This is a genomic window from Marinomonas sp. A3A, assembly GCF_018336955.1.
Classification (GTDB): Bacteria; Pseudomonadota; Gammaproteobacteria; order Pseudomonadales; family Marinomonadaceae; genus Marinomonas; species Marinomonas lutimaris.
Window position 1 is genome coordinate 2,019,957 of sequence record NZ_CP025532.1, and the last position, 25,795, is coordinate 2,045,751.

General features: G+C 40.8%; 27 protein-coding genes. 14 read left to right on the plus strand and 13 right to left on the minus strand.

What is annotated here, in order from left to right; all coding sequences use genetic code 11:
* The first annotated feature begins 16 nt into the window (after nt 1-16).
* The 3 genes from CYL31_RS09325 to CYL31_RS09335 all read left to right on the plus strand — a co-directional run bounded on the left by CYL31_RS09325 (nt 17) and on the right by CYL31_RS09335 (nt 5,022).
* Nucleotides 17-3,838: a YhdP family protein gene (locus CYL31_RS09325; protein WP_212918631.1), complete on the plus strand. Its 3,822-nt coding sequence runs from the start codon at nt 17-19 to the stop codon at nt 3,836-3,838.
* Nucleotides 3,838-4,671, plus strand: a complete 834-nt coding sequence (locus CYL31_RS09330) for a carbon-nitrogen hydrolase family protein (RefSeq protein ID WP_212918632.1) — start codon at nt 3,838-3,840, stop codon at nt 4,669-4,671. The genes CYL31_RS09325 and CYL31_RS09330 overlap by 1 nt, the downstream gene beginning before the upstream one ends.
* Before the next feature lie 156 nt (nt 4,672-4,827).
* Nucleotides 4,828-5,022: a hypothetical protein gene (locus tag CYL31_RS09335; protein ID WP_212918633.1), complete on the plus strand. Its 195-nt coding sequence runs from the start codon at nt 4,828-4,830 to the stop codon at nt 5,020-5,022.
* A 105-nt stretch (nt 5,023-5,127) separates the two neighbouring features.
* Here the strand turns inward: CYL31_RS09335 and CYL31_RS09340 are convergent, their stop codons facing one another.
* The 3 genes from CYL31_RS09340 to CYL31_RS09350 all read right to left on the minus strand — a co-directional run bounded on the left by CYL31_RS09340 (nt 5,128) and on the right by CYL31_RS09350 (nt 8,114).
* Nucleotides 5,128-5,667, minus strand: coding sequence for a cyclophilin-like fold protein (locus CYL31_RS09340; protein ID WP_212918634.1), 540 nt, complete (start codon nt 5,665-5,667; stop codon nt 5,128-5,130).
* 42 nt (nt 5,668-5,709) lie between these two features.
* A complete protein-coding gene (locus CYL31_RS09345) occupies nt 5,710-6,915 on the minus strand; it encodes an MFS transporter (protein ID WP_212918635.1) in 1,206 nt (401 codons plus the stop codon).
* A gap of 95 nt (nt 6,916-7,010) precedes the next feature.
* Nucleotides 7,011-8,114: an alpha/beta hydrolase gene (locus CYL31_RS09350; protein WP_212918636.1), complete on the minus strand. Its 1,104-nt coding sequence runs from the start codon at nt 8,112-8,114 to the stop codon at nt 7,011-7,013.
* Nucleotides 8,115-8,380: 266 nt separating this feature from the next.
* On the opposite strand from CYL31_RS09350, the gene CYL31_RS09355 reads away from it, so the two are divergent.
* Complete coding sequence (locus CYL31_RS09355; protein ID WP_212918637.1) at nt 8,381-9,280, plus strand: AraC family transcriptional regulator; 900 nt, start codon at nt 8,381-8,383, stop codon at nt 9,278-9,280.
* An 8-nt stretch (nt 9,281-9,288) separates the two neighbouring features.
* Here CYL31_RS09355 and CYL31_RS09360 read toward each other — a convergent pair whose 3' ends face one another.
* From CYL31_RS09360 to CYL31_RS09370, 3 genes are all read right to left on the minus strand, one after another.
* Entirely contained in the window at nt 9,289-10,035 is a 747-nt protein-coding gene (locus tag CYL31_RS09360; protein WP_212918638.1) for an SDR family oxidoreductase, read from the minus strand.
* 44 nt (nt 10,036-10,079) lie between these two features.
* Nucleotides 10,080-10,580: a (R)-mandelonitrile lyase gene (locus tag CYL31_RS09365; protein ID WP_212918639.1), complete on the minus strand. Its 501-nt coding sequence runs from the start codon at nt 10,578-10,580 to the stop codon at nt 10,080-10,082.
* 64 nt (nt 10,581-10,644) lie between these two features.
* Nucleotides 10,645-11,295 (minus strand): carboxymuconolactone decarboxylase family protein, encoded by a 651-nt coding sequence (locus CYL31_RS09370; RefSeq protein ID WP_212918640.1) that lies wholly within the window; start codon nt 11,293-11,295, stop codon nt 10,645-10,647.
* Nucleotides 11,296-11,770: 475 nt separating this feature from the next.
* Between CYL31_RS09370 and CYL31_RS09375 the strand changes: the two genes are divergently transcribed.
* Complete coding sequence (locus tag CYL31_RS09375; protein WP_212918641.1) at nt 11,771-12,730, plus strand: AraC family transcriptional regulator; 960 nt, start codon at nt 11,771-11,773, stop codon at nt 12,728-12,730.
* Here CYL31_RS09375 and CYL31_RS09380 read toward each other — a convergent pair.
* Nucleotides 12,719-13,423, minus strand: a complete 705-nt coding sequence (locus tag CYL31_RS09380) for a DUF4405 domain-containing protein (RefSeq protein WP_212918642.1) — start codon at nt 13,421-13,423, stop codon at nt 12,719-12,721. The two genes, CYL31_RS09375 and CYL31_RS09380, sit on opposite strands and share 12 nt — an antisense overlap.
* Nucleotides 13,424-13,454: 31 nt before the next feature.
* Entirely contained in the window at nt 13,455-13,874 is a 420-nt protein-coding gene (locus CYL31_RS09385) for a hypothetical protein (RefSeq protein WP_212918643.1), read from the minus strand.
* 287 nt (nt 13,875-14,161) lie between these two features.
* Here CYL31_RS09385 and CYL31_RS09390 point away from each other — a divergent pair, with 287 nt between their 5' ends.
* The 4 genes from CYL31_RS09390 (at nt 14,162) to CYL31_RS09405 (ending at nt 17,970) form a co-directional block, all read left to right on the plus strand.
* A complete protein-coding gene (locus tag CYL31_RS09390) occupies nt 14,162-14,425 on the plus strand; it encodes a hypothetical protein (RefSeq protein ID WP_212918644.1) in 264 nt (87 codons plus the stop codon).
* Between the two features lie 233 nt (nt 14,426-14,658).
* Nucleotides 14,659-15,201, plus strand: coding sequence for a hypothetical protein (locus CYL31_RS09395; protein ID WP_212918645.1), 543 nt, complete (start codon nt 14,659-14,661; stop codon nt 15,199-15,201).
* 228 nt (nt 15,202-15,429) lie between these two features.
* On the plus strand, nt 15,430-15,618 hold the full coding sequence (locus CYL31_RS09400) for a hypothetical protein (protein ID WP_212918646.1): 189 nt from the start codon (nt 15,430-15,432) through the stop codon (nt 15,616-15,618).
* 495 nt (nt 15,619-16,113) lie between these two features.
* The gene (locus tag CYL31_RS09405; protein ID WP_212918647.1) at nt 16,114-17,970 is read left to right on the plus strand and encodes a hypothetical protein; all 1,857 of its coding nucleotides are present in this window, start codon (nt 16,114-16,116) and stop codon (nt 17,968-17,970) included.
* 48 nt (nt 17,971-18,018) lie between these two features.
* Here CYL31_RS09405 and CYL31_RS09410 read toward each other — a convergent pair whose 3' ends face one another.
* A complete protein-coding gene (locus CYL31_RS09410) occupies nt 18,019-18,216 on the minus strand; it encodes a hypothetical protein (RefSeq protein ID WP_212918648.1) in 198 nt (65 codons plus the stop codon).
* A gap of 21 nt (nt 18,217-18,237) precedes the next feature.
* Nucleotides 18,238-19,095 (minus strand): endonuclease I family protein, encoded by an 858-nt coding sequence (locus CYL31_RS09415; protein WP_212918649.1) that lies wholly within the window; start codon nt 19,093-19,095, stop codon nt 18,238-18,240.
* A gap of 266 nt (nt 19,096-19,361) precedes the next feature.
* On the opposite strand from CYL31_RS09415, the gene CYL31_RS09420 reads away from it, so the two are divergent.
* Nucleotides 19,362-19,586 carry an SHOCT domain-containing protein gene (locus CYL31_RS09420; RefSeq protein ID WP_212918650.1) on the plus strand — a complete coding sequence of 75 codons (225 nt, stop codon included), beginning with the start codon at nt 19,362-19,364 and terminating at the stop codon, nt 19,584-19,586.
* Nucleotides 19,587-19,602: 16 nt separating this feature from the next.
* Nucleotides 19,603-19,725 carry a hypothetical protein gene (locus CYL31_RS20825; protein ID WP_283248222.1) on the plus strand — a complete coding sequence of 41 codons (123 nt, stop codon included), beginning with the start codon at nt 19,603-19,605 and terminating at the stop codon, nt 19,723-19,725.
* A 39-nt stretch (nt 19,726-19,764) separates the two neighbouring features.
* On the opposite strand, the gene CYL31_RS09425 is transcribed toward CYL31_RS20825, so the two are convergent.
* The 3 genes from CYL31_RS09425 to CYL31_RS09435 form a co-directional block, all read right to left on the minus strand.
* Nucleotides 19,765-20,166 carry a GFA family protein gene (locus tag CYL31_RS09425; RefSeq protein ID WP_212918651.1) on the minus strand — a complete coding sequence of 134 codons (402 nt, stop codon included), beginning with the start codon at nt 20,164-20,166 and terminating at the stop codon, nt 19,765-19,767.
* Between the two features lie 40 nt (nt 20,167-20,206).
* A complete protein-coding gene (locus CYL31_RS09430) occupies nt 20,207-21,031 on the minus strand; it encodes a pyridoxamine 5'-phosphate oxidase family protein (RefSeq protein WP_212918652.1) in 825 nt (274 codons plus the stop codon).
* A 105-nt stretch (nt 21,032-21,136) separates the two neighbouring features.
* Nucleotides 21,137-22,063 (minus strand): LysR family transcriptional regulator, encoded by a 927-nt coding sequence (locus tag CYL31_RS09435; protein WP_212918653.1) that lies wholly within the window; start codon nt 22,061-22,063, stop codon nt 21,137-21,139.
* Nucleotides 22,064-22,191: 128 nt separating this feature from the next.
* Between CYL31_RS09435 and lysA the strand changes: the two genes are divergently transcribed.
* From lysA to CYL31_RS09450, 3 genes are all read left to right on the plus strand, one after another.
* Entirely contained in the window at nt 22,192-23,439 is a 1,248-nt protein-coding gene (gene lysA, locus CYL31_RS09440) for a diaminopimelate decarboxylase (RefSeq protein WP_212918654.1), read from the plus strand.
* 129 nt (nt 23,440-23,568) lie between these two features.
* On the plus strand, nt 23,569-24,279 hold the full coding sequence (locus CYL31_RS09445; protein ID WP_212918655.1) for a dienelactone hydrolase family protein: 711 nt from the start codon (nt 23,569-23,571) through the stop codon (nt 24,277-24,279).
* A gap of 372 nt (nt 24,280-24,651) precedes the next feature.
* Nucleotides 24,652-25,794 carry an HlyD family secretion protein gene (locus CYL31_RS09450; protein ID WP_212918656.1) on the plus strand — a complete coding sequence of 381 codons (1,143 nt, stop codon included), beginning with the start codon at nt 24,652-24,654 and terminating at the stop codon, nt 25,792-25,794.
* Nucleotide 25,795 lies beyond the last annotated feature (1 nt).

The window sequence follows — 25,795 nt, forward strand, 5'->3', positions numbered from 1 at the left end:
AAAAAAAGGACTTAAAATGCGTTGGTTGTTGCGTAAACTGATCCTTTTTACTTTCTGGGCAGCGATTGCTTTCTCAGTATTGCTTGCTATTTTTGCGGTCAGTGTAGGGCAGCTTCTTCCTTATATGGATCATTACCGCCCTCAGATAGAGCGAAACCTTCAGCAAATTACGGGTTATCCCGTTACGTTAGAAGGAATTGATGGACGCCTTGAAGGTGTCGATCCGACGGTATCGGTTAGTGGCTTTAAATTACTTGCTAATGGTAAAACCTCGATTAGCGTTGATGAAATGCGCGTGCGTCTTGATACGGTTAAATCCATTCTTAGTTTGAGTCCTCAATTTACTTATTTTCGTTTTGTACGTCCTTCAATTGCCTTACAAGAAAGCGATGGGCAGTGGCGATTGAATGGCGCTAAGCCTTCTCGTAATGTTGGCAATGACGTAGGCGTTGAACGTGTTCTGGACTATTTGTCCGCACAACGAAATTTTTCTATTTTTGATGCCAAATTACAGATTGATAGTGATCAATTTGGCCAGCATTCTGTTCGCATTCCTCATGTTTATATATTCCAAAAATCATTTGAGTCTTTATTAACCTCAGAACTTTATTTAGACGAGTACGAATCTCCGATTCAAATAAGTGCTCGTATCGAGGAAGCTCTTAGTTTGTTTGGTAGTTATCGAGTTAAAGCGTCTATTAAAGCACCTCGTATTTCTATTCCATTAGCTGATATGTTTCCAGAGAATCCATATTTACTTTCTTCTGTTGAGCTGGGAGGTGATATCTGGCTGGATGCATTAGTTGGTAAGGAATTGGAAATAAGAACACAAGCAACGCAGCTAGATGTAGCATTTGATGATGGTCATCAATATGAGGTGACGTCCTCTGTTAAACTTCGTTACTCTCAAAAGCATCCGAGTGTACGAATGGATGTTCACAATATACTCGTCAAAGATAAAGATGGTTTAACATACCCAACAACCGATTTATCGTTTGATTGGTCGTCGGTGACAAATCGTTCTAATGTGCGCTTTGATCGAGCAGATTTAGGATTAGCCCATAAAATAGCGGCTCATTTTTTGCCTGAAGAAACAAATGCGTCAAAAATTTTAAACGGACTTGATCCTAGCGGCATGGCCAAAAATGGCTCTGTTAGCTTATGGCGTGAAAATGATGAGTTGTCTTTTCAGTTTCTAAGTAATTTACAGTCTGCTTCTATCAAAGGTTATAACGGCATTCCTAAGGCGAGTAATATTAATGCGGTATTCAGCCTGTCTAATGAAAGTGGTTACGTTGACTTTCGTGGAAGAGATAGCGAGATAGCCTTTGACACTATATACGATGAGTCTTGGCGTACAGACTTTCTGTCAGGTTATGTGAGCTGGCAGCAACAGCAAGATACTTTCTTGGTTGAAGGGCGTGATCTAGCTATTCAACGTAATGGTGCTAATGTAAATGGAGGCTTCCGGCTAGAAGTGCGAGAAGACCAGCCTGATTGGATTGCACTAGATTTACATGGTCGTAATTTATCGGTTACTGATCGTTTAACTTACCTTCCTCCCAAAGCTCTTAGTGGCGATATCATGTCTTGGATAAAAGAGGCGTTCGCAGATAAAGGTAAAGTTGATAGTGTCGATGTATTAGTGCAAAGCGAATTATCTGATGGCGCTGAACCGCATGTTCGTGTGCAGTTAGCTGTAAGCGATGCGGATGTGACATTTGATAAGAACTGGCCTACAGCAACCAATGTAAATGGTCTATTTGAGTTTGATAAAACGGGTATTTCTGTTCAGGTTAAGTCTGGTAAGTTGCTCGATTTACCCGTTAGTAATTTACTGCTAACAGTCCCTATCACTAATGGGGCTACGGATTGGTTAAACCTAAAAGGAGAGGTTAGCAATAACGCGCCGCTTATTTTAGCAACTTTGAGAGCAACGCCATTAGCTGACTCTGTGCTGCAACCGTTCGCGAACTGGCAGCTAGATGGCAAAGCCAAAGGGCGTTTTGATGTCGCGCTCCCTTTTAAAGAAGGTGTTGAGCCAAAAGTTCAATTGGATCTTGATTTTAAAGATAACCCCTTAACGATTAATGATATTGATCTTTCTACTCAGGTTAAAAATGGGCATCTAAACTACAGTTCAGATAAGGGAATAACTAACTCAGAATTTGATGTTCAAGTTTTGGGTGGTTTATCGCATCTAAAATTGTCTTCTGCCGTAGCACCTAATGGCGGACTTGCGGTTTTAGGTGATTTTTCTGGTGATGTGGATATAAAACAGGTTGCTGCGTGGAAGAAATTGCCAGAGGCTGCGATTAAAAAAGTATCTGGCAAGACATCTTATACTGGGCGTTTATCGGTCAATCAGTCCCAGAATGGCCAAGTTGATTTAGCGATTGATAGCGAATTATTAGGAGTTGCTCTCAACTTGCCAGCCCCTATTGGAAAAGGTGCTCAAGAAGCTAATGCTTTGCGAATAAAAGTGATGCAGCACGAGAAAGACATTGTAATTGATGTTGATTATGCGGCCTTATCTAAGGCAAGATTTTTACTACAAAATAGTGAATTTGTTGGTGGTGAGTTGATGCTGAACCCTAACAAAAACCAAACGTTAAGTGCAAATATTCCCAAAGGGCTGGTTCTGACCGGTGACTTTGATCGCTTCTATGTTCAGGATTGGCAATCTACTTTTTCTGATTTATCAGGTGGTACATCAGCCTCTTCAGAAGGTGCAGAAGTTCCAGAGCTTCCTAAATGGTTAAGTAAAGTAGACCTTATTGTAGATGAGGTAATCGTTAATCCTAGTAATACTTGGCATAATTTTAAAGTGGCTTATAACTCGGCTGCAAATAAATCCCTTTTTGTCAGCTCCGATGAAATGAACTTTTCCTTACTTACTGAGGAAAATGGTAACCCAAATCTCCACTTTGGCTTTTTGAGCTGGAATACGCCACAATCCGACCCTTCTGAACCAGTCTCAAAGGCATCGCCAATTTCAGCGAAACAAATCCCCAATATGATGTTGTCTGTTGACCAGCTTTATTTTAATGAAAAGCCTTATGGTGACTGGCAGTTAGCTATTTCCCGAGATAACGATGTGGTCCGGATAGATCCTATTTCGTCTAAATTAAAAACAGGTAATCTAAAAGGCAGTTTGTTTTGGCAAGACAAAGGCAATAACTCCAGCGTTGAATTAGTTCTTTCGGCAACTGGTGCTGATCTCACTGAATTGACGAAAAAGTTTTCTAACGAGGCGATTGTCTCTTCGAAGAACTACAAAATTGATGTCGGCTTAAGCTGGAAAGGGCATCCGTTCTACTTTGATCGTGAGTCTGTTTCTGGTCGTATTGCTTTTTCTGCTAATGACGGTAATTTCAAAAATATGGATGAGCTTCCAGCATTCTTAAAGGCATTAGGTATTTTTAATATTGGAGCACTCAGCAGGCGTTTGTTGTTAGACTTTTCTGATGTATATAAACCAGGGCTAACCTATGACAAATTTAGTGGTGCGCTTTCTCTTGATAAAGGCGTCTTAAAAACTGTATCGCCTATTTCAATTATTGCACCTTCGGCTGAGCTCGTTGTTACGGGGGAAGCCAATATTGTGACGGAAACCCTAAATGAAAAGCTTACTGCAACTTTCCCTATAAGTGGAACACTGCCATTAGCAGGGTTGTTATGGGGCACACCGCAATTAGCTGGCTTGCTGTTTATTACCGATAAACTAATCGGTGATCAGCTATCTAAAGTAACCAGTGTTCAATATAAAATAGAAGGCTCATTTAATGATCCTGTTATGACGCCGATCCGCTATCAACCATTAGAGAAATCGAAATAATGAGTGCTTTGTGTGTTGCAGCCCTTCAATTAACTAGCACGATCAGTTGGCAAGACAATTTGCATGAAGTGAGGTGTCTTGTTGCTTCAGCAGTAAAAGATGGTGCTCGTTTGGTTGTATTACCAGAAAATGTATTTTTATTTCATGGTAAAAGAATGCGAGGTTTAGCGGAGTCTGATGATCAGAGCGTTATATTTATAGAAATCTCAGCACTCGCTAAAGAACACTCAATTTATCTAGTGGTCGGATCCCATCCTTCACTATTAAGGCCAAATGGTGATCTGGTTGCTGATAAGCGAGTGAGGCAGACATGCTGGGTGTTTGGGCCAGATGGTCTTTTACTTGAGCGCTATGACAAAATTCATTTGTTTGATGTCACTGTCGATGACAAGGCCGCATCGTACAAAGAGTCAGATGTGATCGAGCCAGGTGAGTTAGCCTTAAAGGTAATCGACGTAGATGGTTTTAAAGTCGGCTTAAGCATTTGTTACGACTTGCGTTTTCCTGAGCTATACAGAGAACTAACTAAGTTAGGTGCTGAAGTATTGCTAGTGCCTGCGGCATTTACCTATGTGACTGGCAAGGCTCACTGGGATATTCTTTTGGCGGCACGAGCCATCGAGAACCAGTGTTACGTTCTAGGTGTTGGTCAATGTGGTTGGCATAACGAAACTAGACAAACCTACGGGCATAGTGTTTTGTACTCGCCCTTTGGTGAAAGTCTAGCCAATTTGCAAGAAGAGCCTGATTATTTTGTATTTAATATAACAAAGACAGCATTAAGAGATTGTCGACAAAAAATGCCTTGTTTGTCACACCGTAGACTTCTATAACAAGCCTTCTAAAGGCCTTTGAGAGGGCATCAATTTTAAAATAATCACTATAGCTTGTAGAAATATTAATTCAGATTATTTGCTTTTACCAAATCAGATATTCCCTGCTAAGCTTAGGATTCCTGTTTGATTAGCCTGAGAATGGAGGGCTGTCTAATGTATCTACAAACTACACAAACCATAACACTACCAAGTATTTTCTTTATCTCAGAGCCAGCCACTGCTAGTCATTATTCTCTAAGTGATGAATACGACGAATTTGATGAGTTTGACGACGAAGATGATGGCGAACCATACTATGGCGACCTAGATGACAGCGACGATTTCTGGGACGATTCAAACGACGACTGATAATTTTTAAGCCGCAAATAAGCATTTTCTGGTTCTGATAGGGTGCTGCTGCACAACTTTTGTACTAAGAGCCTCAGATGAGGCTCTTTTTTTATCTTTTTACGATTAATCTCTGGAGAATGTTACTTGTACTCTTCTCCGTATCAATTTTTGTGGCAGATCTGCTGCCTCTTCTATATGCCCAATACGGGTATATGAGTATGAGGTATTAAACGTTTTGTAAAACATAACCATAGTGCGTGACCCCCACAACATTAGATCGCCATTTTTAATCGTAGCAGGTCGATAGGTATCCGTCGTCAGTGCCTTGGGTAAATCGGCTTCCTTCTCGTTACTATTCAGATCATTCATGTCTAAAGTCAGTGGTAACATAGCTGCAAATTCACGTGCCGCATCAGTGTCGGCTAAGGTGGCGGCGAAGCGACGTTCTCCAATGGTTATCCACATACGTGATTCCTCCGAGTTTATGGATGCTTGTTGAGTAGAAGCGGGCTCTGTTGTTGACTGCGCTGCATAGCTGTTAGCGAGCGTTAGTAAAAGCAGTAACGAAAGGAAAGTTTGCTTCAGGACTTGTGCTTTCTGATGGCCTGCTATTAAGAGTAAGGTGTTTACGTTATCTGTGTTGATATGAAAAATTTTATTCATAATAGGGACCTCATTATTTTATTTTGCATATGGATAGATACTTTACTTTGTCTGCATACGATAAGCTTGAAGCGTCAGAAAGGCACTAATGAGTAAGACGGCCGCACTGGCAATAAAGGTGCTTTGGTAGCCATCTGCATCGAAGAGTATGCCGCCTATTGTCGAGCCCAATGCAATGGATAATTGAACCACGGCAACCATCAGGCCGCCGCCAGCTTCAGCGTTGTGTGGCATCGCTTTCGCCAGCCAAGTCCACCAAGCCACAGGCGCAGCCGTAGCGACCAATCCCCACATTGCGAGCAATAGTACAACCGGTGCAATATAGCTACCAGCAGGAATAAGTATAAGAGCAATGGCAGCCATAAAAACTGGGATGCCAATAAGTAGGCCATATAGCGTGCGTTTTAGAATTGAACTGATGATTAACGTACCGATAAATCCTGAAAACCCAATGGTGAGCAATAGAAGAGATAGTGTTGATACGCTAGTCTGCGTAACGGTTTCAAGGAAAGGGCGTAGATAGGTAAATAGGGCAAACTGGCCCATAAAGAAGGCACCGCATCCAGCCATACCATAGGCAACGGCACGGCTTTTTAGCGCCTTGAGAATATTGCCTGAACCTGGTTCGCGTGCCTTTCCCTTCATAGAGGGTAATGCGATCCACTGCCAAATTAAGGTGATTAGTGCGATAGGTATGATGGCTAAAAATGCACCTCGCCACCCTATAATAGAACCTAAATAACTTCCTAATGGCGCGGCAACTACCGTTGCTAGTGCGTTACCGCCATTAAAAATAGCCAAAGCTTTAGGAACTTTGTTAGATGGAACTAACCGAATCGCCATGGCGGCTGACATTGACCAAAATCCACCGATAACCACACCGATGAGCGCACGACCAATCATATAAGCTGGGTAGTTTGGAGCCAGCGCGACAATGCTTCCAGAGATCCCCATCAAGATTGTCAGTATTAGCATTAATTTTTTACGGTCCATAGTGCCAATTAGCATAGGCAATAAAAGGCTAGTTAATACGGCAAAGGCGCCAGAAATCGCAATACCTTGCCCTGCCATTCCTTCTGTAATTTGTAAGTCGTTGGCAATGGGCGTTAGCAGACTAACCGGCATAAATTCGGACGCTATTAGCGTAAATACGCATAGCGACATGGCAAAAACGCCACTCCAATGAGCCGTGTTATTAGTCTTGTCTGTTGATGTTCCATCATGAGTATCAGATGTTGTGAGTGCCATAGTTTTTTGTTACGCCTCGATTTTTACAAAAAAGCACCACGCGAGCTCAAAGAGCGCGCATGGTACAGAAGTTACTTCAACTATTCTGATTACGGTTATGCTAGGTGTTGCTTAAAGAAGCTTGTTAGCTTGTCGAATGGGATGACATCCACTTGATCATATAAATCAACATGGCTTGCCCCTGGAATGATCATCATCTCTTTTGGTTCAGCCGCATTTTCATAGGCTGTTTTGCCCATATAAAGAGAATGTGCCTTTTCGCCATGGATGAACAAAACTGGACGAGGAGAAATTTCAGAGATATAGGTCAGTAAAGGCATGTTCATAAAGGATAGTAGTGTCGTCTGTGACCAAGCGTTACCAGAGTTGACCGCGCGCGGGTGATAGCCACGAGGTGTCATATAGTAATCATGATAATCGACCATGAATTGCGGCTCGCCACCTTTTAATACGTTGTAGGGGGCTTGGTAAGCTGGAGCAGCGTTACCTGCATCTTCCCAACGTTGTTGGCTTAGTTGTTCTAATCCTTGTGTACGTTGAGCTAAGGTGACACTGTCGTTATAGCCTTTTGACATGACACGAGTCATATCATACATAGTGCTTGCTACTACTGCTTTGACACGTTTATCGACCGCGACAGCATTTAATGCCATTCCACCCCAACCACAAATGCCGATCATCCCGATACGTTCACGATCCACATTGGCTTGCATGCCAATACAATCCACCGCCGCGCTAAAGTCTTCTGTGTTGATGTCTGGTGAAGCTATGTTACGAGGCTCACCACCACTTTCACCTGTATAAGATGGATCAAAAGCAAGAGTGACGAAGCCACGCTCTGCCATAATTTGAGCATACAGACCAGAAGATTGCTCTTTCACCGCACCGAAAGGGCCACCAACGACAATGGCTGGTAGTTTGCCAGACGCATTTTTGGGTTGGTAAAGATCAGCGGCAAGGGTAATACCATAGCGGTTCTTGAACGTTATTTTTTTATGATCAACCTTGTCACTTTTAGCGAATTTTTTGTCCCAGTCATTATTTAGTTTTATGGACGAAGCAAAGGCTTTACCTGTGGTTAGCGAGGCAACGCCTAGTGCCACCATGCCTGCCCCTGTTAATTTCATCATATTGCGACGGCCTTCATCAGGAACATCTTGTTGAGTCACATTATTTGTAATTTCAGTATGTTTATCCATGGTCATTCTCCAGATAAGTAAGTTAGTCAAACCAGTTGTCGATCACAAAGAGTTATTAAGCATCGTCTTTCTGAAAGTATTCATTAGTATCTAGTTTTACAGCTCTGGGTATTTGGGGGTAGCAGGATCCTGCTTGATTCTTGCCTGATACTCCTGAATGGCAGAATTTCTCGTGACCTAGGATTTGGCTCAAACTATTATTAAAAAATTATCTTTTGAAGATATTCCGTACAAGCAAACGCATTTCCATTATTAGAAGCAAATACATGAATAGAGATATCAGCAGCATACAAAATGATTTGGCTAAGACAATCGAAGAAAAAACAATAGGGCAGGAAGATTGTCCTACGTTAATCGACGGATTATCTTTTTTTCGACGAGAAGCAATAACAGAACCTTGTCCTTGCACGATTGAGGCAAGTGTTCTATTTGTCGTTCAAGGCACTAAGCAGCTGTTGGTTGGGGAACAAGGCTTTATTTATGATACTCAGCATTTCTTATTGAATTCACTTGATTTACCAGCGAGTTCGCAAGTTCTAGACGCCAGTACAGAGAGTCCTTGTTTAGGGCTAATGCTCAAGCTCGATATGCTACTTATGGCGGATATTATCTCTCAAAATGGCATGCCTCCTCCCTATGAAGGTTCTATTAGTGGAAGCTCGGCAATAGGAACGGTTACAACATCTTTATTGGAGCCTTTTACTCGTTTATTGGCTTTACTTGATGAACCAGATGCTGTTGCAACGCTCTCTCCACTCATTGTCAGAGAAATTCATTATCGTCTTTTGAATAGTGATCTAGCGGGTCGGCTTTGGCAGATTGCTTCCACAGGTAGCCAGGCCCACAGAATTTCAAGAGCCGTCACTTGGCTTAGAGCACATTATGCAAAATCCTTTCAGATTGAAGAGTTGGCTGCTTATGTTCAAATGAGTAGCACCACTTTGTACCATCATTTTCGTGAACACACAGCGATGAGTCCTTTGCAGTATCAGAAATGGTTACGACTAAATGAAGCACAGCGCTTGATGCTGAATGATAGTCTTGATGCTTCAAGCGCTGCATTTAAAGTAGGTTACGAAAGTCCTTCTCATTTCAGCCGCGAATATACTCGTCTTTTTGGGCAATCGCCAAAGCGACATATCGAAGCATTACGAAAAGGTGCGTAACCCTTGTATTACAATGCTTGCGCTGTTGGTCGGAAAATTATCTCATTCACATCAACATTCTCTGGCTGACTAATTGCAAAGGCAACCATATCTGCAAAGCTAGAAGCTGGTATCCCAACTTGACCTACATAGTCTTGGTTGGCGCTTTGAACGTCTTTATCACTAATATGATCAAGTAATTCTGTTGTAACTGCTCCAGGGCTAATTAATGTGGTACGGATGTTGTATGGCGTTACTTCCTCTCTTAAACCATTGGTTAGTGTACGAACCGCAAATTTAGTGGCTGAGTATACTGATGAGGCTGGAAAAATAAGGTGAGCTGCTACAGATGCTGTATTAATAATATGTCCAGCTTTCTGTTCTATCATCTTCGGTAATGCAGCAGCGATACCGTATAGAACGCCTTTGATATTGACATCAATCATCTGGTCCCATTCATCCACTTTGATACTTTCCAGCATAGAAAGAGGCATTATTCCTGCGTTATTGATCAGAACGTCAATGCGTCCATAGGTATTAATCGCCGTATCAACTAAGTTTTTAACATCGTTTTTATTGGTAACGTCAGTCGCTAACGCCAGCGCTTCACCACCATTTTCTTTAATCTCAGCAACCAATTTTTCAATGCGATCTGTACGGCGTGCACCGAGAACCACTTTCGCTCCCATAGCGGCAAGATGACGAGCAGCTGCTTCGCCCATACCACTAGAGGCACCTGTTATTACGATAATTTTGTTTCCTATACTATTACTCATTTTGAATCCTTAATGTGTCTAGTTTTAAAATTAAGATGGCTTTCTTATTTGCTTGCTGCTTCGTATTGCTCGTCAGTGACTTTATCTTTCCAAATGACATTCTCACCATTTTTTGACGCTGTAATAACAAGATGTGTCATTGCAGCATCAGGTGTAGCGCCATGCCAATGATCTATTCCCGGCGGACACCAGACGCTTTCACCTTCATGAAAATGAATGACTTTACCGTCACGAGTTCCAGTCATAGCAACTCCTTTTGTTACTATCATATGCTGTCCCGCGGGATGGGTATGCCAAGCTGTTCGCGCCATTGGTTGGAAGGTGACATACGCAGCACTGTAATTCGCAACATCATTTTCTGGAAACAAGATGCTAACGTTAACGTTGCCAGTAAAAAGGTTGTCAGGGCCTTCAAAAGACTGAAGATCACCAGTTCTATAAACTTGCTGTTCTGTTTTGGTTTCGGCTTCAATACTTGTTGCTGAAACCGCTGTTATACTTGATAGTAATGTGGCCTTTAAAGTCGAAGATATATTTTTTTTCATGATATTAGCTCCTAGTTACGTTATGGAAACATCATCAAAGAAGTGGGTGCTGACATAATATTTCTTACTTGTTTTCAAGTACCGTTTCGAGTGCTTGTTGAGCGTTTTCGGCAACCTGAGTACCGAAATGCGTTTCAATAATACGAATGAATGTCTTAAGTTCACTGATGGATATATTGTTATTCATACTAATATTGTAGTGAGCACTTAACTGATTGTTGACTCCTTCTAAGCTTGCTAAAGCGGCTATGGTGGCAATTTCTCTTTGCCTCCAGCTCAAGGTATCTCGTTCGAAAATATCGCCGAATAAATGCGCTTTCAGGTAGGTGTCAATTTCGGGAGAGAACTCAAATAATGGACCTTTTACTTCCGTACCAATTAGCTTGGTTTGGTTATCTGTACCGAATTCGAGGCTGGTACGGTCTGGCGGTAAAGGCTTGGATTCATGCCCCACAACATCTGTAATACCCTTTGTTTGTCGTTCATCCAATACTGTCATAAATGCAGAGAGACCATTTAAGCTACGAGGGAAGCCTGCGTAGGCATACATTTGAACCAGAATTTCTTTAATTTCGTTGATTGTTAGGCCTGCATTTAGGCCTTTATTTAAGCTTTTTTTAAGTTTGTTGATGTCTCCGTTTGCAGTAAATGCCGCAATTGGGATGATGGCTTGATCTTTAGTATTTAGAGTGTTCGCAGCTGAGGCAGTCGTCATAAAAAAGGTCCCCACTAAGTTGATGATTAGAAAAGAGAAGGCTTTCGAAAAGTATTGAAAATTAGTCATTTAAGTGTTCTTTTGGTTGCTTGATATGAACAATCTACCGCTAGTTTTCGCTGTTTAGCTCCTCTGATTTATTAACTGTTTTATGTGAATGTGACCTCTTAATAGTTGTTAGGGTGTCGTTAGGATCTGGATTTAGTTTAGTGCTTTAACGATGATACTCGTTAGCCTGATATTATTTAAAAATTGCCTAATCCTCTCGGCTCTATAGTTTCATCACTAGAGATGAAAGAGAGGGCTGATTTAATATTGCATAAATAAAATTTAAACTATTGTTTTTGTAAGGTTATTTTTTGTTTCTCGATTAATCTTATGATATTTGTATTTGCCTAATATTCTTTTATGACTTGGGTTGTGTAGAATAATGACGGAATCAATAAAGATTACTAACGTCGTCAATAGGGTGATTATGGGTAGCTTAAAAAGCAAAACTCTTGCAGCAGAAAAACTCGCTCAGCAGATTAATAAGTGGATAGAGAACGGCGCTAATCAAGTTGATACGGAGATTCCTGGTCTTAGGTTAACCCGATGGGAATCGATTACACCGCCGACGAGCTATACCCACAATCCTAGTATTTGTTTGATTGCTCAGGGGAAAAAACGGGTTCTTTTGGGGGAAGAAAGTTACGTTTATGATGCGAGTCATTTTCTTGTATCATCTGTAGATCTGCCCATCATTGCTAACATAATAGAAGCCACTCCAGATACACCTTATCTAGGCTTGATCATGGAACTAGATTTACAAGTAATTTCTGAGTTGATTGTAGAGAGTAAGCATCTTTTTAGTCATAACATAAAAACGTCAAAGGGAATCGCCGTCGGTCTCCTTTCTGAGTCGTTGCTAGATGCGTTTACTCGACTGCTGGGATTATTAGACGAACACGATAATGTCAAAATCCTTGCTCCAATTATCCAGAGAGAAATTCTTTATCGCCTTTTAACAACAGAACAAGGTGTTTTACTTCATCAAATTGTCACGGCTGAGAGTCGTAGCTATCAAGTTTCAAAGGCAATTGAATGGCTTAAAAATAATTTTTTTAAACCGCTCATTGTTAGTGAGCTGGCGACTTACAGTGGAATGAGTCTATCTGCATTTTATACACATTTCCGTTTAGTGACTTCTATGACGCCTCTGCAGTTTCAGAAAAAGCTACGCCTTAACGAAGCTCGTCGCCTCATGTTGACCGAAAATCTAGATGCGACAGAGACTACGTTTAAAGTAGGCTACGAAAGTCCTTCTCAGTTTAGTCGAGAATATCGTCGTTTTTTTGGTGAATCCCCATTAAAAGATATAAAAGCGTTGCGTGAAACAGACCAAACTTTAAAAGCTAAGGAACCATCTGCAATGTTCGAAGAGTCAATTTCGTAACTGTTTGGAATAGGCAATTAAGCTCGATGATTTCCCTATCAAAAGCATAGCATAGTGTGTTGCTATGGCGGGAAGGCTAATTATTGCGATCCAATGTCCGAAGAATGGTGATACTGAATCGGTAAAATCCCAGAATGCCAGACTGTATGTGAAGGTTAATTTATTCCAGATATCAATGGGTGTTAAACTATTGATACCCAAAATAAAAATAAACGCAGCAGCTAAACGAAGTATCCATGCGCTGATCATATTGGGCTTAGGTAATTTCAACAAGAGACATAACCCAGAGATAACTCGTTTCCAGTGTAGTCCTACATGGATTCCAACAGTTATCATCACCCAATACGCTGAAAATAAGTGAATTGTTTGCATCGTGGTGGTGCCTGATACCGCAAAAAAGGCAAAAATGGATTTTGATACAGCGACGCTGGTAACAAATAACACGGTCATGTTGGCTATTAGTAGTAGGTGCAACAAGGTAGAAAGCGAACGCCGTAAGTTGTATCGTCCTTTGAATATGTTCTTAAACCAAAGTCTATTGCTGACAATGTGCCATGATAAGAATGCAAAAAGGATGCTGCCGAACAGCTCGTGTGAAATATTGTTAAGCCACCAATAAGCCAAAGATAGTAGTAGGAAAATCAACATGGCAGAAGGTAATGCAAGACGTTTAATTGCTGTTGATTGTTTCATCTTCAGTTTCCTATTCATCTAATTTTTCTTATCATTGCTCGAATCGCTGTGCGTCTCGGTAAGTAAACATAAACTGTTCATCACGGCGTGAACGCTGATGACAAGCGTAGCATTGCCCAATATTTTCGCTGGTCTTGACTGACTTGTCTGGCCAGAACCATTGATATTCCCAATCATCGATGCCTTCATTCATTTTTTCAGCGACTAGGTAGCGAGTTAAAACGTCATCTTGATAATCGACGAGAACAACATGTGTTCCTACAGGAACAGGTTTTCCTGCTTTTATTGCAGTAAGCGCTGCCGGATTGGTTAGCATATGCTCTCGAGTAATGCCGCGTTTAACCGTTGTATAATGCTCAAGCTGATCAAGAGCGGGGAATGTCACCGCATTTTCTTCGGCAAAAGACACTGCAGGACGCAATATGAAGTAGCTGCCGACAAGCACCGACAAACTTAAAACTATCGTGATCCTAATAGCTAGAAATTTAGACTTTATGATAAGTGAGTCCTTTTTTTGATTTCATGGTCAAGACTTTAATAGGGCTGTATAGCCCTATTTTAACTTGATATCTTCGCGTGTTTTTTAGCAAACGGTTATCTCATTCCTCTGTTTTTCTTGCCTGATTCTTTAAAAAATTCGATATGATAATTTAAATAAATGACAAAGCTCGAAACAATCACTAAGTTGTTAGGCGTTTTTGGCTGCAAACTAAAAATTACGCTAATTGATTAAAAGGAATGAGCCAGAATTCACCAAGCCAACTAGGGCAATTCATCAACTGCCAACTCGACCGACCCAGCCGCCGCGCCATCACCGGCGTAAAAGCCAACTGGACAAACAACACAGGGGAAGAACACACGGTACACGTCGGCACCGCACCGTATAATAAACGACGCCAAAGTTACGACAACCCAACCACCGCCCAACAAGCCTGCCAAGACGACCTTATCAAAAGCCAACGCCAAGGTACCAGCGTCACACTCGACGCTCTTATTGACTAGGTACGGGCAACCCAACTCGTCGCAGAAGGCATCCTCACCCTAAACGACACCTTCCCACCCGAAATGAAAGGCAACTGGTCCATCGACAAAGTCACCGCACACGGCGACAGCAAAGCAGGGTATCGGTGTACCGTTGTCGCGAGTGAGGTGGTTTAGGTGTTTTGTTGTTGGAAGGGGATCAGTGAAGGGTTAATATTAATAAATAAAAAGTGACATAACTCATGGAGAATAGAGTGGAAAAAAACGCAAAAATTTGGATTACCCTTACAGGTCTTGTTTTTACACTAGCAGGTCTTGTCATTGAATTTGGAGCTTGGCGTTTTCCGGTGAATTCATCAAGTAATATGAATTCAGCACAAAATGTAGTTTATGGTTCACATAACGTTGTTAATTCAAGTGTTGTTACCACAAACATAGTGAACAATGGAAATTCATCTGTAAATATAGTCAACTCCCCAATTCAGTCCCTCTTTCCAACAAGTGAATCCATCCAGAGTCATACAGAAGCTTTACCTGAAAAAATGAATAATACTCCAACCTTGTTTGTTTCTGGTGCTAATGCAGAAGTAAAAATATTAATAGGACCTGATGATGCTCCTTTTTCAGGAGGTCAAGTTAGTAGCGCAAATGCTGAAAGCACCATTTATGTTAGCCGTGGCCAGAAAATTAATCTGAAATTAACCGGATCTAATGCAAATGTGTGGGTGCAGTCTGAGTTGATGCCATACATAAATGTTAACAACTCAGCAAGTGGTGGAAGTGTGCGAGAGCTCTAGTCACAGCTGATACATCTACAAAGTCAGCGCACGAGGCGACAGCAAAGCAGGGTATCGGTGTTCCGTTGTTGCAAGTGAAGTGGTTTGAGGCTTTTTGTTGGCAGAAGGTTTGAAAGTTCTTAGTATCAAGGAATAAGGGTTTACAGCTTAGAAATAACAGGCTGTAGATAAAAGACTGAACGCACATGTGCACTATTTCAATGTTAGCTAAGTATGGGAATATCAACCATGGATGAAAAAACACATTTTGCGGCCACCTTAATCTTGATGTTTATTATCGGCGTGATCTTTGGTGTTGGTAACAGAGTAGTTGCAGAATCGAATGGTAGGGAAACAAAAACTGGAGATAGTGCGTTAATAGATCTAATGCTAATTGTGTTTTGGTTCGTAGCTCTTGGCTATTATATGGCATATTAAATTGTTGTCATTGGTGTTTGTTGTAAGCGTAGCTTCGGTATTAATCGGAACATCTTATGGTTCTAAACTTGCACCAGAAAGAAATCAAATAATTGTTCGAATTTTTTTATTCTGTTCGGGTGTTGGAGTCCCTTCGGTTTTCCACTTTTTCTTATCATAAATACACTAGTTAAAAAGGGCGCAATTAGCATCCGAAGATCGTCGCAGAAGACATCCTCACCCTAAACGACACCTTCCCACCGGAAATGAAAGGCAACTGGTCCATCGACAAAGTCACCGCTCGCGGCGACAGCAAAGCAGTGTACAGGTGTACCGTGGTGGCGAGTGAAGTGTTTGATTTCTCTTAAAATGATAGCTTAAATTCTCATTTTTCTGGTTAAAATGGAAAAAGCTACTAGAATCAATCAGTAAGAAGCTATTGTGTAGTTTGTTTAGGATAAAGTCACATGTGTTCTCTTAAAATTTTTATTGGAAGTCAGTAATGGAGAGGCCGATTTGAAACTTAACTATGACGGGTGGTGTCGAAGGATTGATTTAAATTTTCGATCTAGATTTTCATATCTAAATACTAGGTTATTCAAACTTAATGAATCTAAATACCAACTTTTTTTAGTTGACGATATTGATGATTTTGACGAAATTAAGGCTATTTTCGATAGAGAAATAAGGTTCTTAACAGTTCCTATTAAGTTGGTAATGGAGCTTCCAAAAACTTATGTAATTGAAATTGAAAAAATTAAAGATGATAAAATACCATCGAAATTTGAAGGCTACCCATTAAGTATTCCTCAATTATATAGTCATATTCTTTCAATTCATCCTAATGTAAAAATTAATAATATTGAAGAGGATCATGATGATCGAAAAATAATTGTAGAGCTTTCAGGGGATTATAGTTCAAAAATAATAGAAGGTGTTGAAGAGACAGTGACTGCTCTAAAAGCTCCATACTCTTTTAAAATTAAAAATGGAGGAGAAGCAGTTGATTACAGTTTTAAATTTAGTGATGAAGTCTTTAATATTGCTCCATCTCAGACAAAAAAAGAATTGAATTGTGCCTTTATCGAGAGAGATGAAGCTTTATGGTTTGAGAATGTTGAAAGTATTTATAATGGCTCGTATAAAAAAACTGATCTTTATTTTTTTGATCCTAGTAAAACAGCATGTCTTGTTAATTTTTCTAAATTTCAGAATGCAAATTTGAGGAATCACCTACTGCTATATGATGTAGTTTATTGTGTCCTTCCGTTAGCCCAAGAGATGTCGAACTTCCTTGTAGACCAAAAAATTTCACGAGATGAAATACTTAGATTAGTTAAACGAGGAAGGCTAAAAATATTAAACATGCAGCCTGAGAGTAGGTTAGACCATGGCTTTATAAATGAGGCTTTTCAAGAGAATCCATCGGCTGTGGTTAGTAGGCGCGCATTATCAGCTTTATGTGCAATTGATTTAGTTGAAATGAATCAGTCTTATGCTTTGAGCGACCCTGAGATAGATAGGTATATTTATCCGTTATTACAGGAGCTTTCAAAATTTACAGGCAAAGATATTGTTACTATTAGTGATTTTTTACTGTGGCCTAAGCAAGCACTAAGAAAAAGTCTTGATACATTAAATCGCGCTGGACCAATGGGTATATCAAATTATGGGGTTAATATACCTATTATTAATTCTTTGCCTACAAAAAATAAAGAAAAAATCGAATTTGAATTTATTGTGAATAGTGATCAAATTCACCTTTCACATGCATTGGATGCTACGTATTTTCCTTTTTTTGTTGATGATAGTAAATACTCTGATCATCCTTATGCTCTAATGATGGGTGAGATACTTAATTTCTTTAAAAATTCAAATTGTCAAAATATTTCTAATCTAATTGATGTTGATGATATAAATTCAGTTCGAAATCCTAGTTTAGGACTTATCTCTACTTTTGATATTAACGATTACATCCCTGTTTTAGAGTTTGAGGAAGAAGTTTCTAGTAGAGTTGTTCGTAAAGGCATGAGTTCATTATTCTCAGAACTGAATTTACTTAATAGTGAGGAAAGGAGGCTGCGTATCGCTGATTATAATATTGAAGTAGATAAAGCTCTTAGAAATAAAAAAGTAACTAAACATGGATTAGATTTAGGTGAGGATACTTTAGGCTTGTTTATCCCCTTTTGGGGAACAGGTAAAAAGCTACTAAAAGGAGGTACTAAAATGGCTAGGGATTTATTTCCAGCAATAAATAATATATCCGAATTCATTGAAGATAAGGCCACTAAAATGACTGATAAAAATAGTGACATATCTGTACTTACTAAAGTAAACCGGGTTGCTAAATTGAAACGTGAATTCAAGTAAGATAGTAGATATATTACGTAATAATAAGCTGTAATTTGACTTAGGAATTTAGCTTGTTTTTTTTAAGATATTTTCCTGATTGCCCCCACCCGCATCTTGATCTAGTATTTCTCTTGCGCTGGCAAAATCCAGTGTCGGGAATACCACCCCGTCTGCACCAAAGCATCCTAAAACACGCATCGCGTGTTTTTTCGTGTCCAAATTTTCGTCTGTTTTACCTGATCTTTGTCGCGGAACTTCAGCCATTGCCGTTTTTATTTGTAAAAACTATTTCGTTTGACATTCATTCCCCCAAATCCCATCCACAAACTCTGGATGATCTATAAACGGATTCCGATTTCCCTGTAGCTCTTGCACTCGGTCGTTGCGGCGTTTTTCAAAGGCGGTGACGGGGAATGTATCGTTCCACGCAACGAGTGTACAAAGGTCGCCGATGCTGGGTTGGCCGCTTTGTTTGTCGTTGCCTTTGGTGATGATTAAGTCGGGCATGTTCTCTGGTGAGGCGTTGTCGCCAGTTTCGTATCGAGCCGCCATGTAGAAGACCATGCGGGCGATTTGGCCCTTGGCTCGGTCGGTTGGTTCGAAGGATTGTTTGCGTTTATCTAGGTAGGCGCCAGACAGTACTTTGCTGCCGTCGGCCAGCTCGTCATATACCGGTTCGCCACCCATGCCGTAACCATAGTTACTGTGCGCACCGTTTAGGTTGCGGTCAGCAGGGCGCAGGTGATGCAAGTCTGTGTAGCCGTCTTGGCTTTGTTTCTTGAATCCGCGAGACTTTGGCCATACGTGCTCTCTGTCCCATGTATCGTCTTTGCTTTTGCCTCGGTTTGCTTGTGTGATATTTCTCACGTCATCTAGGTAAAGCATTTGCACTAGGCCGCATTTTGGTTTGTCGTCTGGGCAGGCTGAATCGGTGTAAACCAGTGCTTCCCACACGTCGATATTTTTACCGTCGTACCAATCGGTATTTCCGCGTTGTGTGTACTTTAGTGGCTTTTGACCATCGATGATGCTGTGCAGTTTTGCTTTAAGCGCATCGCCTGTTAACCCTTCTGTACCATCGTAATAACCCGCCGACGCGTACACCGAAAAAAACATAATAAAAACAAACGCTTTGCGCCACATAACAAGACTCCATTTGGATAATGCGAGGATTGTATGGAAGTGCAGGGCGTTTAGATTCTGGGTATTTGAAAGGATTTGTTAGCAAATGTGTGTTCTTAGTAAAGACTTGATCCTGATCATATTAAATGGGCTTTTTTTTCTATCTGCGGTGATGAATTTTTAAAGGTTCGTTACCGCACAGAGTCGCATCTTCCTATCGTTATAGAGTGAACTATCGAGTTTGTTTGAAAGTCATCTGATTTTCGACGCTGAACATGGAGATTGCTATGTATCACGAATATTGGAACGGCTGGGGTTGGATTCTGTGGATTGGTTTTTGGTTCTTGCTAATTTCGAGTTTTGGTCATTGGGGTTACAGCTATCGCTCGAATCGACGTTACTTTGCACAAGCCAATAAAACGGCGCTGGACATGTTAAACGAGCGCTATGCCCGCGGTGATATTGAGCAAGCAGAGTTTTCTCGTATCAAGAAAGAAATCACCAGCAAATAATAGGGAGCATCTCACTGTGCCAAAAACCACGATGCAAACCGCAACGCTAGCCCCAGATCAACTGAGCCTAATAGACAGATACTGGCGAGCCAGTAATCAAGTGCGAAAAGAGAAAGGCCAGCTACAGGAGCTGACCTAAAAACTGTCAACCTATTTTAGGACGACACACACTGAGTAATTAAGCAACAGGGCGTTCTTCGTATTGCGGGATATCATCGCAAATTTCATACCATTCGGCTTTTGAACCAACAAAGATATGTGAAGACGGTTTGCCTTCTATTTTTGTATCAAGTGTGCCGATACGAAGGCGAAGCAGTTCTGGCATGTTTGGGCGTCGGCTATAAAGTGGTGACGCGCATTGTTTGCAAAAAACACGAAAAACACTAGGAGTCGATTCGTATTCAGCCAGTAGCTCTTTGCCTTTTAAAAGCGTGAAGGCAGTGGTTGGAATAGCAGCATTGGCGGCAAACGCTGAGCCGTTGGCTTTACGACATTTTTGACAATGACACTGCATGATGTCGCCCAATTCGCCTTTTATTTCGTATTGCACGCCATTGCATAAACAGCTTCCAGATAACATGTTTTTCTCCTTAATTGAGGTTGGCCTTACCAGTTTCCAGTTAAACGCTTTGCTTTGGGCAGACGACTTTTGTGGCTTTTAGGTGATACATAGTCACTTCTGGGTGGCTAAAGAAACCCATTTCCCAAGGATTTTTCTGGATAAAGAGTTCTTGAATTTGTTGGAAAACTGGGTTGCTTTTGGGGATTTCATAAACATCACTTTTGATGATGCTGTAGTTCCATTCGATGGCTTCTTCAAAAGTAAAAGTCGCTCGACCATCAATGGCAAAGTAGCACTGATTATTACGGCTTAACAGTTTAGCCTTGAATGTACTCGGGAAAGTGATGAAGAAAATATCATCGTCAACAGAAGATAAGAACGCCATCACAGTAGAGTGTGGCTGTTGTTTGGCGAAGGTCATCAAAACGCCAATTTTATTGTCGTTTTCACTGTCATCAATTTCGGGCGCAACGGTAAGCGGGCTGTATGGCAAATCAACAGCAGGGCGATTGTCGCTTGGGTGCTCATAGTTATCCGCTTGGAAAGATTTAACGATGCTGGCGCCGTAGTAAACTTCGTATTCGATGGCCGTTAGTTGTGCTTTTCTTCCTGTTGTTGAGGCAACGATACCTTTGAAAGAGGAACGATATACTTTTAAATCTGCATCGTATTCAGATACGCCGGTGCGATTGTCTAAATGTACGGTAACTTTCTGGTTGGCTTTGAGTTGATGTCCATTGGGGAAGAAAAGCTCCAATGACGTGTCAGATAGAATGTTCACACCGCAAATATAAACATCCATTGCGTTTTCTCGGGAGCCGTAAGTGCCTGCTACACCGAGTACTTGTTTGCCAATGAGATCACTTAAAGCCAATTGCGTCATTGTGTCTTCCTTTGTACTTGCCAAAAAATATGCGAGCTATTGTTTGTTACTTATGCAAAAAAGTGTAACAGAAAAAATGTGTTCAGAGCTTATAAATAAGCGTGCCTACATTGAATGAGTTGAGTACTGATTAATTTTGGTTTTGATCTCTTTTGCTTCTTCTTCTAGTGCTGCAATAAAGTCGTCTAAAAAAGGGTTAAAGGGGCGGTGCAAGGGCAAAAGTATATTGATGGTAAATGGATAAGACACATTCAATGGACGAATTTGCAGACCATGATCAATGAAGTCCAATGCTGTTAGTGGATTGATGATAGCAATTCCCGCGCCTTTACTTACCAGCTGACAGACAGATACGGCAGTTGGTGTTTCTATCACGGTTTTTCGATTGATTCCAAGCCGATATAGATCTTCATCCAATTTTATTCGATATGGATCGTTAGGTGATAAGTTAATAAAAGACTGGCCTTCGAAATCACGAATATCAATGATGTCATTTGCTAATAATGGGTGGTCATTTGGCAAAATGCATACCTCATCAATGCTTAACAAAGGTTTAAGTGTGGTGCCTGAAGGTGAGTAGTTGTTTTCAGTCAACCCCAGATCGTATTGCTGATAAGTTAAGCTTTGTTCTAAATATGGCGGCTCTTGCACAGAGATGGAGATACCGACATTTTGGTTTGTATCTAAAAACTTCAGACATGCACCCGGTAACAGAGACTGGGAAAAAGCTGGCAATGTTAGTACTGAGAGTCTTCCTATCTGATCTGTGCGTAAATCCTCAACGGTTGACCAAATTCGTTCTAAGCCAATATACGAACGTTTTACTTCTTCAAAAAGTGTGTAAGCCGCTTTGCTGGGTTTGAGTCGGCCGCGCACTCGTTCGAATAGGCTGAACCCTAATACCTGTTCAAGTCTTGCCAGTTCTCGGCTAATGGTCGGTTGTGAGGTATGCAACATGTCGGCGGCGCTGGTTACGCTTTCTGCTGTCATCAAAGCATTGAATATTTCAATTTGTCGGAATGTTAGTTTCATAGACCATATCAGAAATGAATAGAATTTGAATAAATAGATATTATTTGTATTTTTGGTCGAGCGCTATGATTGATTCATCTTAAATAACTTAAAAAATTGATTCGAGTGATCTATAGGAGTAAGGCTAAGTGACTATTTTTAATCCCAATACATTAGTAGAAATAACCCAGCAGTTTGGTACGCCAGCTTGGGTATACGATGCGGCTACTATTCGGCAACAGATAAAACAGCTAAGGGATTTTGATGTCATTCGTTTTGCACAAAAAGCCTGCTCAAATACACATATTTTACGATTGATGCGAGAAGAAGGTGTAATGGTAGATGCGGTGTCTGCTGGAGAAATTGAAAGAAGTTTAGTGGCGGGCTACAGCAACAGTGACAATCCTGAAAGCATTGTTTTTACCGCAGATCTGATAGATCGCGAAACAATAGAATTGGTTATTCAACACGATATTCCTGTCAATATTGGCTCTATGGATATGTTGCATCGAATTGCAGAAGTCGCTCCTCATCATTCAGTTTGGATTCGTGTGAATCCTGGGTTTGGCCATGGTCATAGTGAAAAAACTAATACTGGTGGACCAAATAGCAAACATGGTATTTCGCTAGAAGATTTGCCGCAGACTGTTGCTCTGATTCAACAATATGGTTTGGACTTAATTGGAATTCATATGCATATAGGTTCGGGCTCTGATTTGGAACACTTGTCACAAGCCTGTCAAGCCATGGTAGGGATAGTGAAACTTGCTAACGTGGATATTCGTGCAATTTCAACAGGAGGAGGGTTGCCAATACCTTATTCTAGTCATGAAGATAAATTAGATACCATGACATTTTTTCGCTTATGGAATGATGCACGTAAAGAGATAGAAAGTCATTTAGGTCATAGTGTTAAATTAGAAGTAGAGCCAGGGCGCTATTTGGTCGGCAATGCCGGTGCTTTGTTGGCAGAAGTGCATTGTTTGAAATCAACAGCGGAGCATAATTTTGTTTTAATTGATGCCGGTTTTAATGACTTGTTAAGGCCAAGTATGTATGGAAGTTATCATAAAATAGAGGCGGTTCATCAATACTCGAATCAGCAGGGGTTAGAGTCAATTTCTAATGCTCTTGAATATGCTGTGGCTGGGCCTTTGTGTGAATCTGGCGATGTTTTTACCCAAGATGCCAGTGGCGTGATTTGTCATCAAATATTAGACAATCCTAAGGTTGGTGATTTATTGGTATTTAACGATGCTGGTGCATACGGTGCGTCAATGTCTTCAAATTACAACAGTCGACCGTTGGCGCCAGAGATTCTGATTGATGATGGGCAGTGTCGTCTTATCCGAAAACGACAAAGTATAAACGACCTAGTAGCGCTAGAAATGGTCTAGATTGAGTCGATGATCTTACCTTTTAGAATGAGATCAAACGAGGAATCAGCAAGAAAGCAGATTGATTTCATTCTATTTTGCTGGTTACACTGGATAAACATTACTTATAAATTCTTTAAGGGGGTGCCAGTGAGCCAGACATTTGAGTCGATATTCAAAGACAATGTTAAACGTATGCATTATCAAGTTGATGGACTGAGTTCGGATAAAAGTCATATTCAGGTTGTGATTTGGCCAACCTTTTCTGGGTTGACGGATTTCGAAAGAGGCATTGCTGATCGTATTGCATCATTAGGTTTTTCAGCAACTGCGTTGGATTTGTATGGTATCGATCAGAATCCGGTCGAGATGGATGAGAAAATGGCGAAGATGGGGGCTCTACTTGCTGAAGCCGATCCTTTACATAATTTGCAAAATGAGCTGACGCAATCTGCTTGTGATGCCATTCATGGCAAAACCATTGTTCACGTTGGTTTTTGTATGGGCGGCCGATTGGCTTTGGAGGCCGGTTTACACCTTGCAGATAGTGCTGGTGCAGCGAGTTTTCATGGTTTGATGAGTTTTTTCCGTGCTCAGTCTGAGGAAAAGGCCAACACCAAAGCAAAAATCTTGGTATTAAATGGCTATGATGACAGTTTGGTTACTGATGAGGATGCTCAGGAAGCGAAACGTTATTGGACAAGTTTAGGGATGGATTTCCAATTTGTTGATTTCAGTAATACTGTTCACTCTTTTATGCTGCCAAGCGCCAATAATCCAGAACATAACAGCCAATACAATCCAGTTGTGGCGAAACGTGCTTACAGTTATTTAGAAAACTTCTTGGAAGAGTTTGTATAAACAAACTGATTAGGGTTAACGGAGGCAAAGAAGCTTCCGTTTATTCTTTTTGCAGTGATGAACTCATGATTAGAGTCTACTCCAGCAATACCTTTCGCAATATGGTCCCTTCTTTTTATTTTTGAAACTACTAATACGACAAAATGTTTTTAGAAACTGTGTGTTTTTCAAATTTGCAATAGGTTTTGTTCGTCAATATGTCGATGTTTGCACAACTTTTAGGTAAATAATAAGGAAAATTTATATCTCATTTATCATCCTGTTTATAGGATGATAAGTCCCATTTTTCGATATTGTTCTTGTTGTTTTATCGCCTTATTCTTAGCAGATTAAAATCCTAATTTGACTGTTTTTTGAGAGTATAGGCGAGCGATGACAGAGATAGATAAGCATTCACTGAAGAAAAAGAACACCATTGTTTTGTTGGCTCTAGGTGTCGTTGTTGTTTGTGTCGGTATTTATATTTGGTGGACAAAAATAGGACAATTCTACGAAACAACAGAAGACGCTTATGTGTCTGGCAATATTGTTAATGTCATGTCTCAGGTCTCTGGAACAGTCACAGATATTATGGCTGATAATACCAGCTTGGTGGGTGAGTCGGATGTGTTGGTAAAAATCAACCCAGTGGATGCTCAGTTAGCCCTGTTAGAAGCAGAGGCGAATTTTGCCAGTACTATACGATCTGTGCGTAATAGTTTTGCGTCACTGGAAGAGCAAAAAGCCAATGTGGATTTAGCTAAAGTTTCTTTAGATAAAGCGGAAGCAGACTATAAACGTCGAGTGAATTTGAAGAAAAATAACCTGATTTCAAATGAAGATCTAAGCCACTACGAAAGTACGCTAACCAGTGCGAAAGCCTCTTATAATCTGGCACTAAAGTCATACGATACCAATAAAACCAAGGTGGATAACACCACAATATTAACTCATCCCGATGTGCTAAAAGCGCAGTCAGCCTTGAAGGCGGCTTGGCTGACGTTGAATCGAACCACGATTCTTTCTCCCGCAAGTGGTTACATCGCCCAGCGTAGCGTTCAAGTGGGGCAGCATGTCTCTGCAGGTAGCGCGTTGATGTCGGTCATTCCATTAAAAAATGTTTGGGTTACGGCCAATTTTAAAGAAACTCAGCTTGGGAATATTCGTGCTGGGCAGGAAGCAACCTTGAACTCTGATGTCTATGGTTCGAGTGTGACTTATCATGGCAAGGTAAAAGGTATTGAGCCTGGTACGGGCAGTGCGTTTTCTTTACTTCCGGCTTCTAATGCGACAGGTAACTGGATCAAAATAGTACAAAGGGTGCCTGTGCGTATTGTGTTAGATCCTGTGGAGTTAAGAGAGCATCCACTGCGCCCAGGTTTGTCTATGAGTGTCAATGTGGATACGCATAATGCAGGTGCACCAGTATTAACTTCTCTTGCTAAAAGCCAAACGCCTTGGCGGACGAATGTATTTGATCACCGCGACGATGATGTCAATGTGATTATTCAAAAGATCATTAAAGAAAGTATGTAAC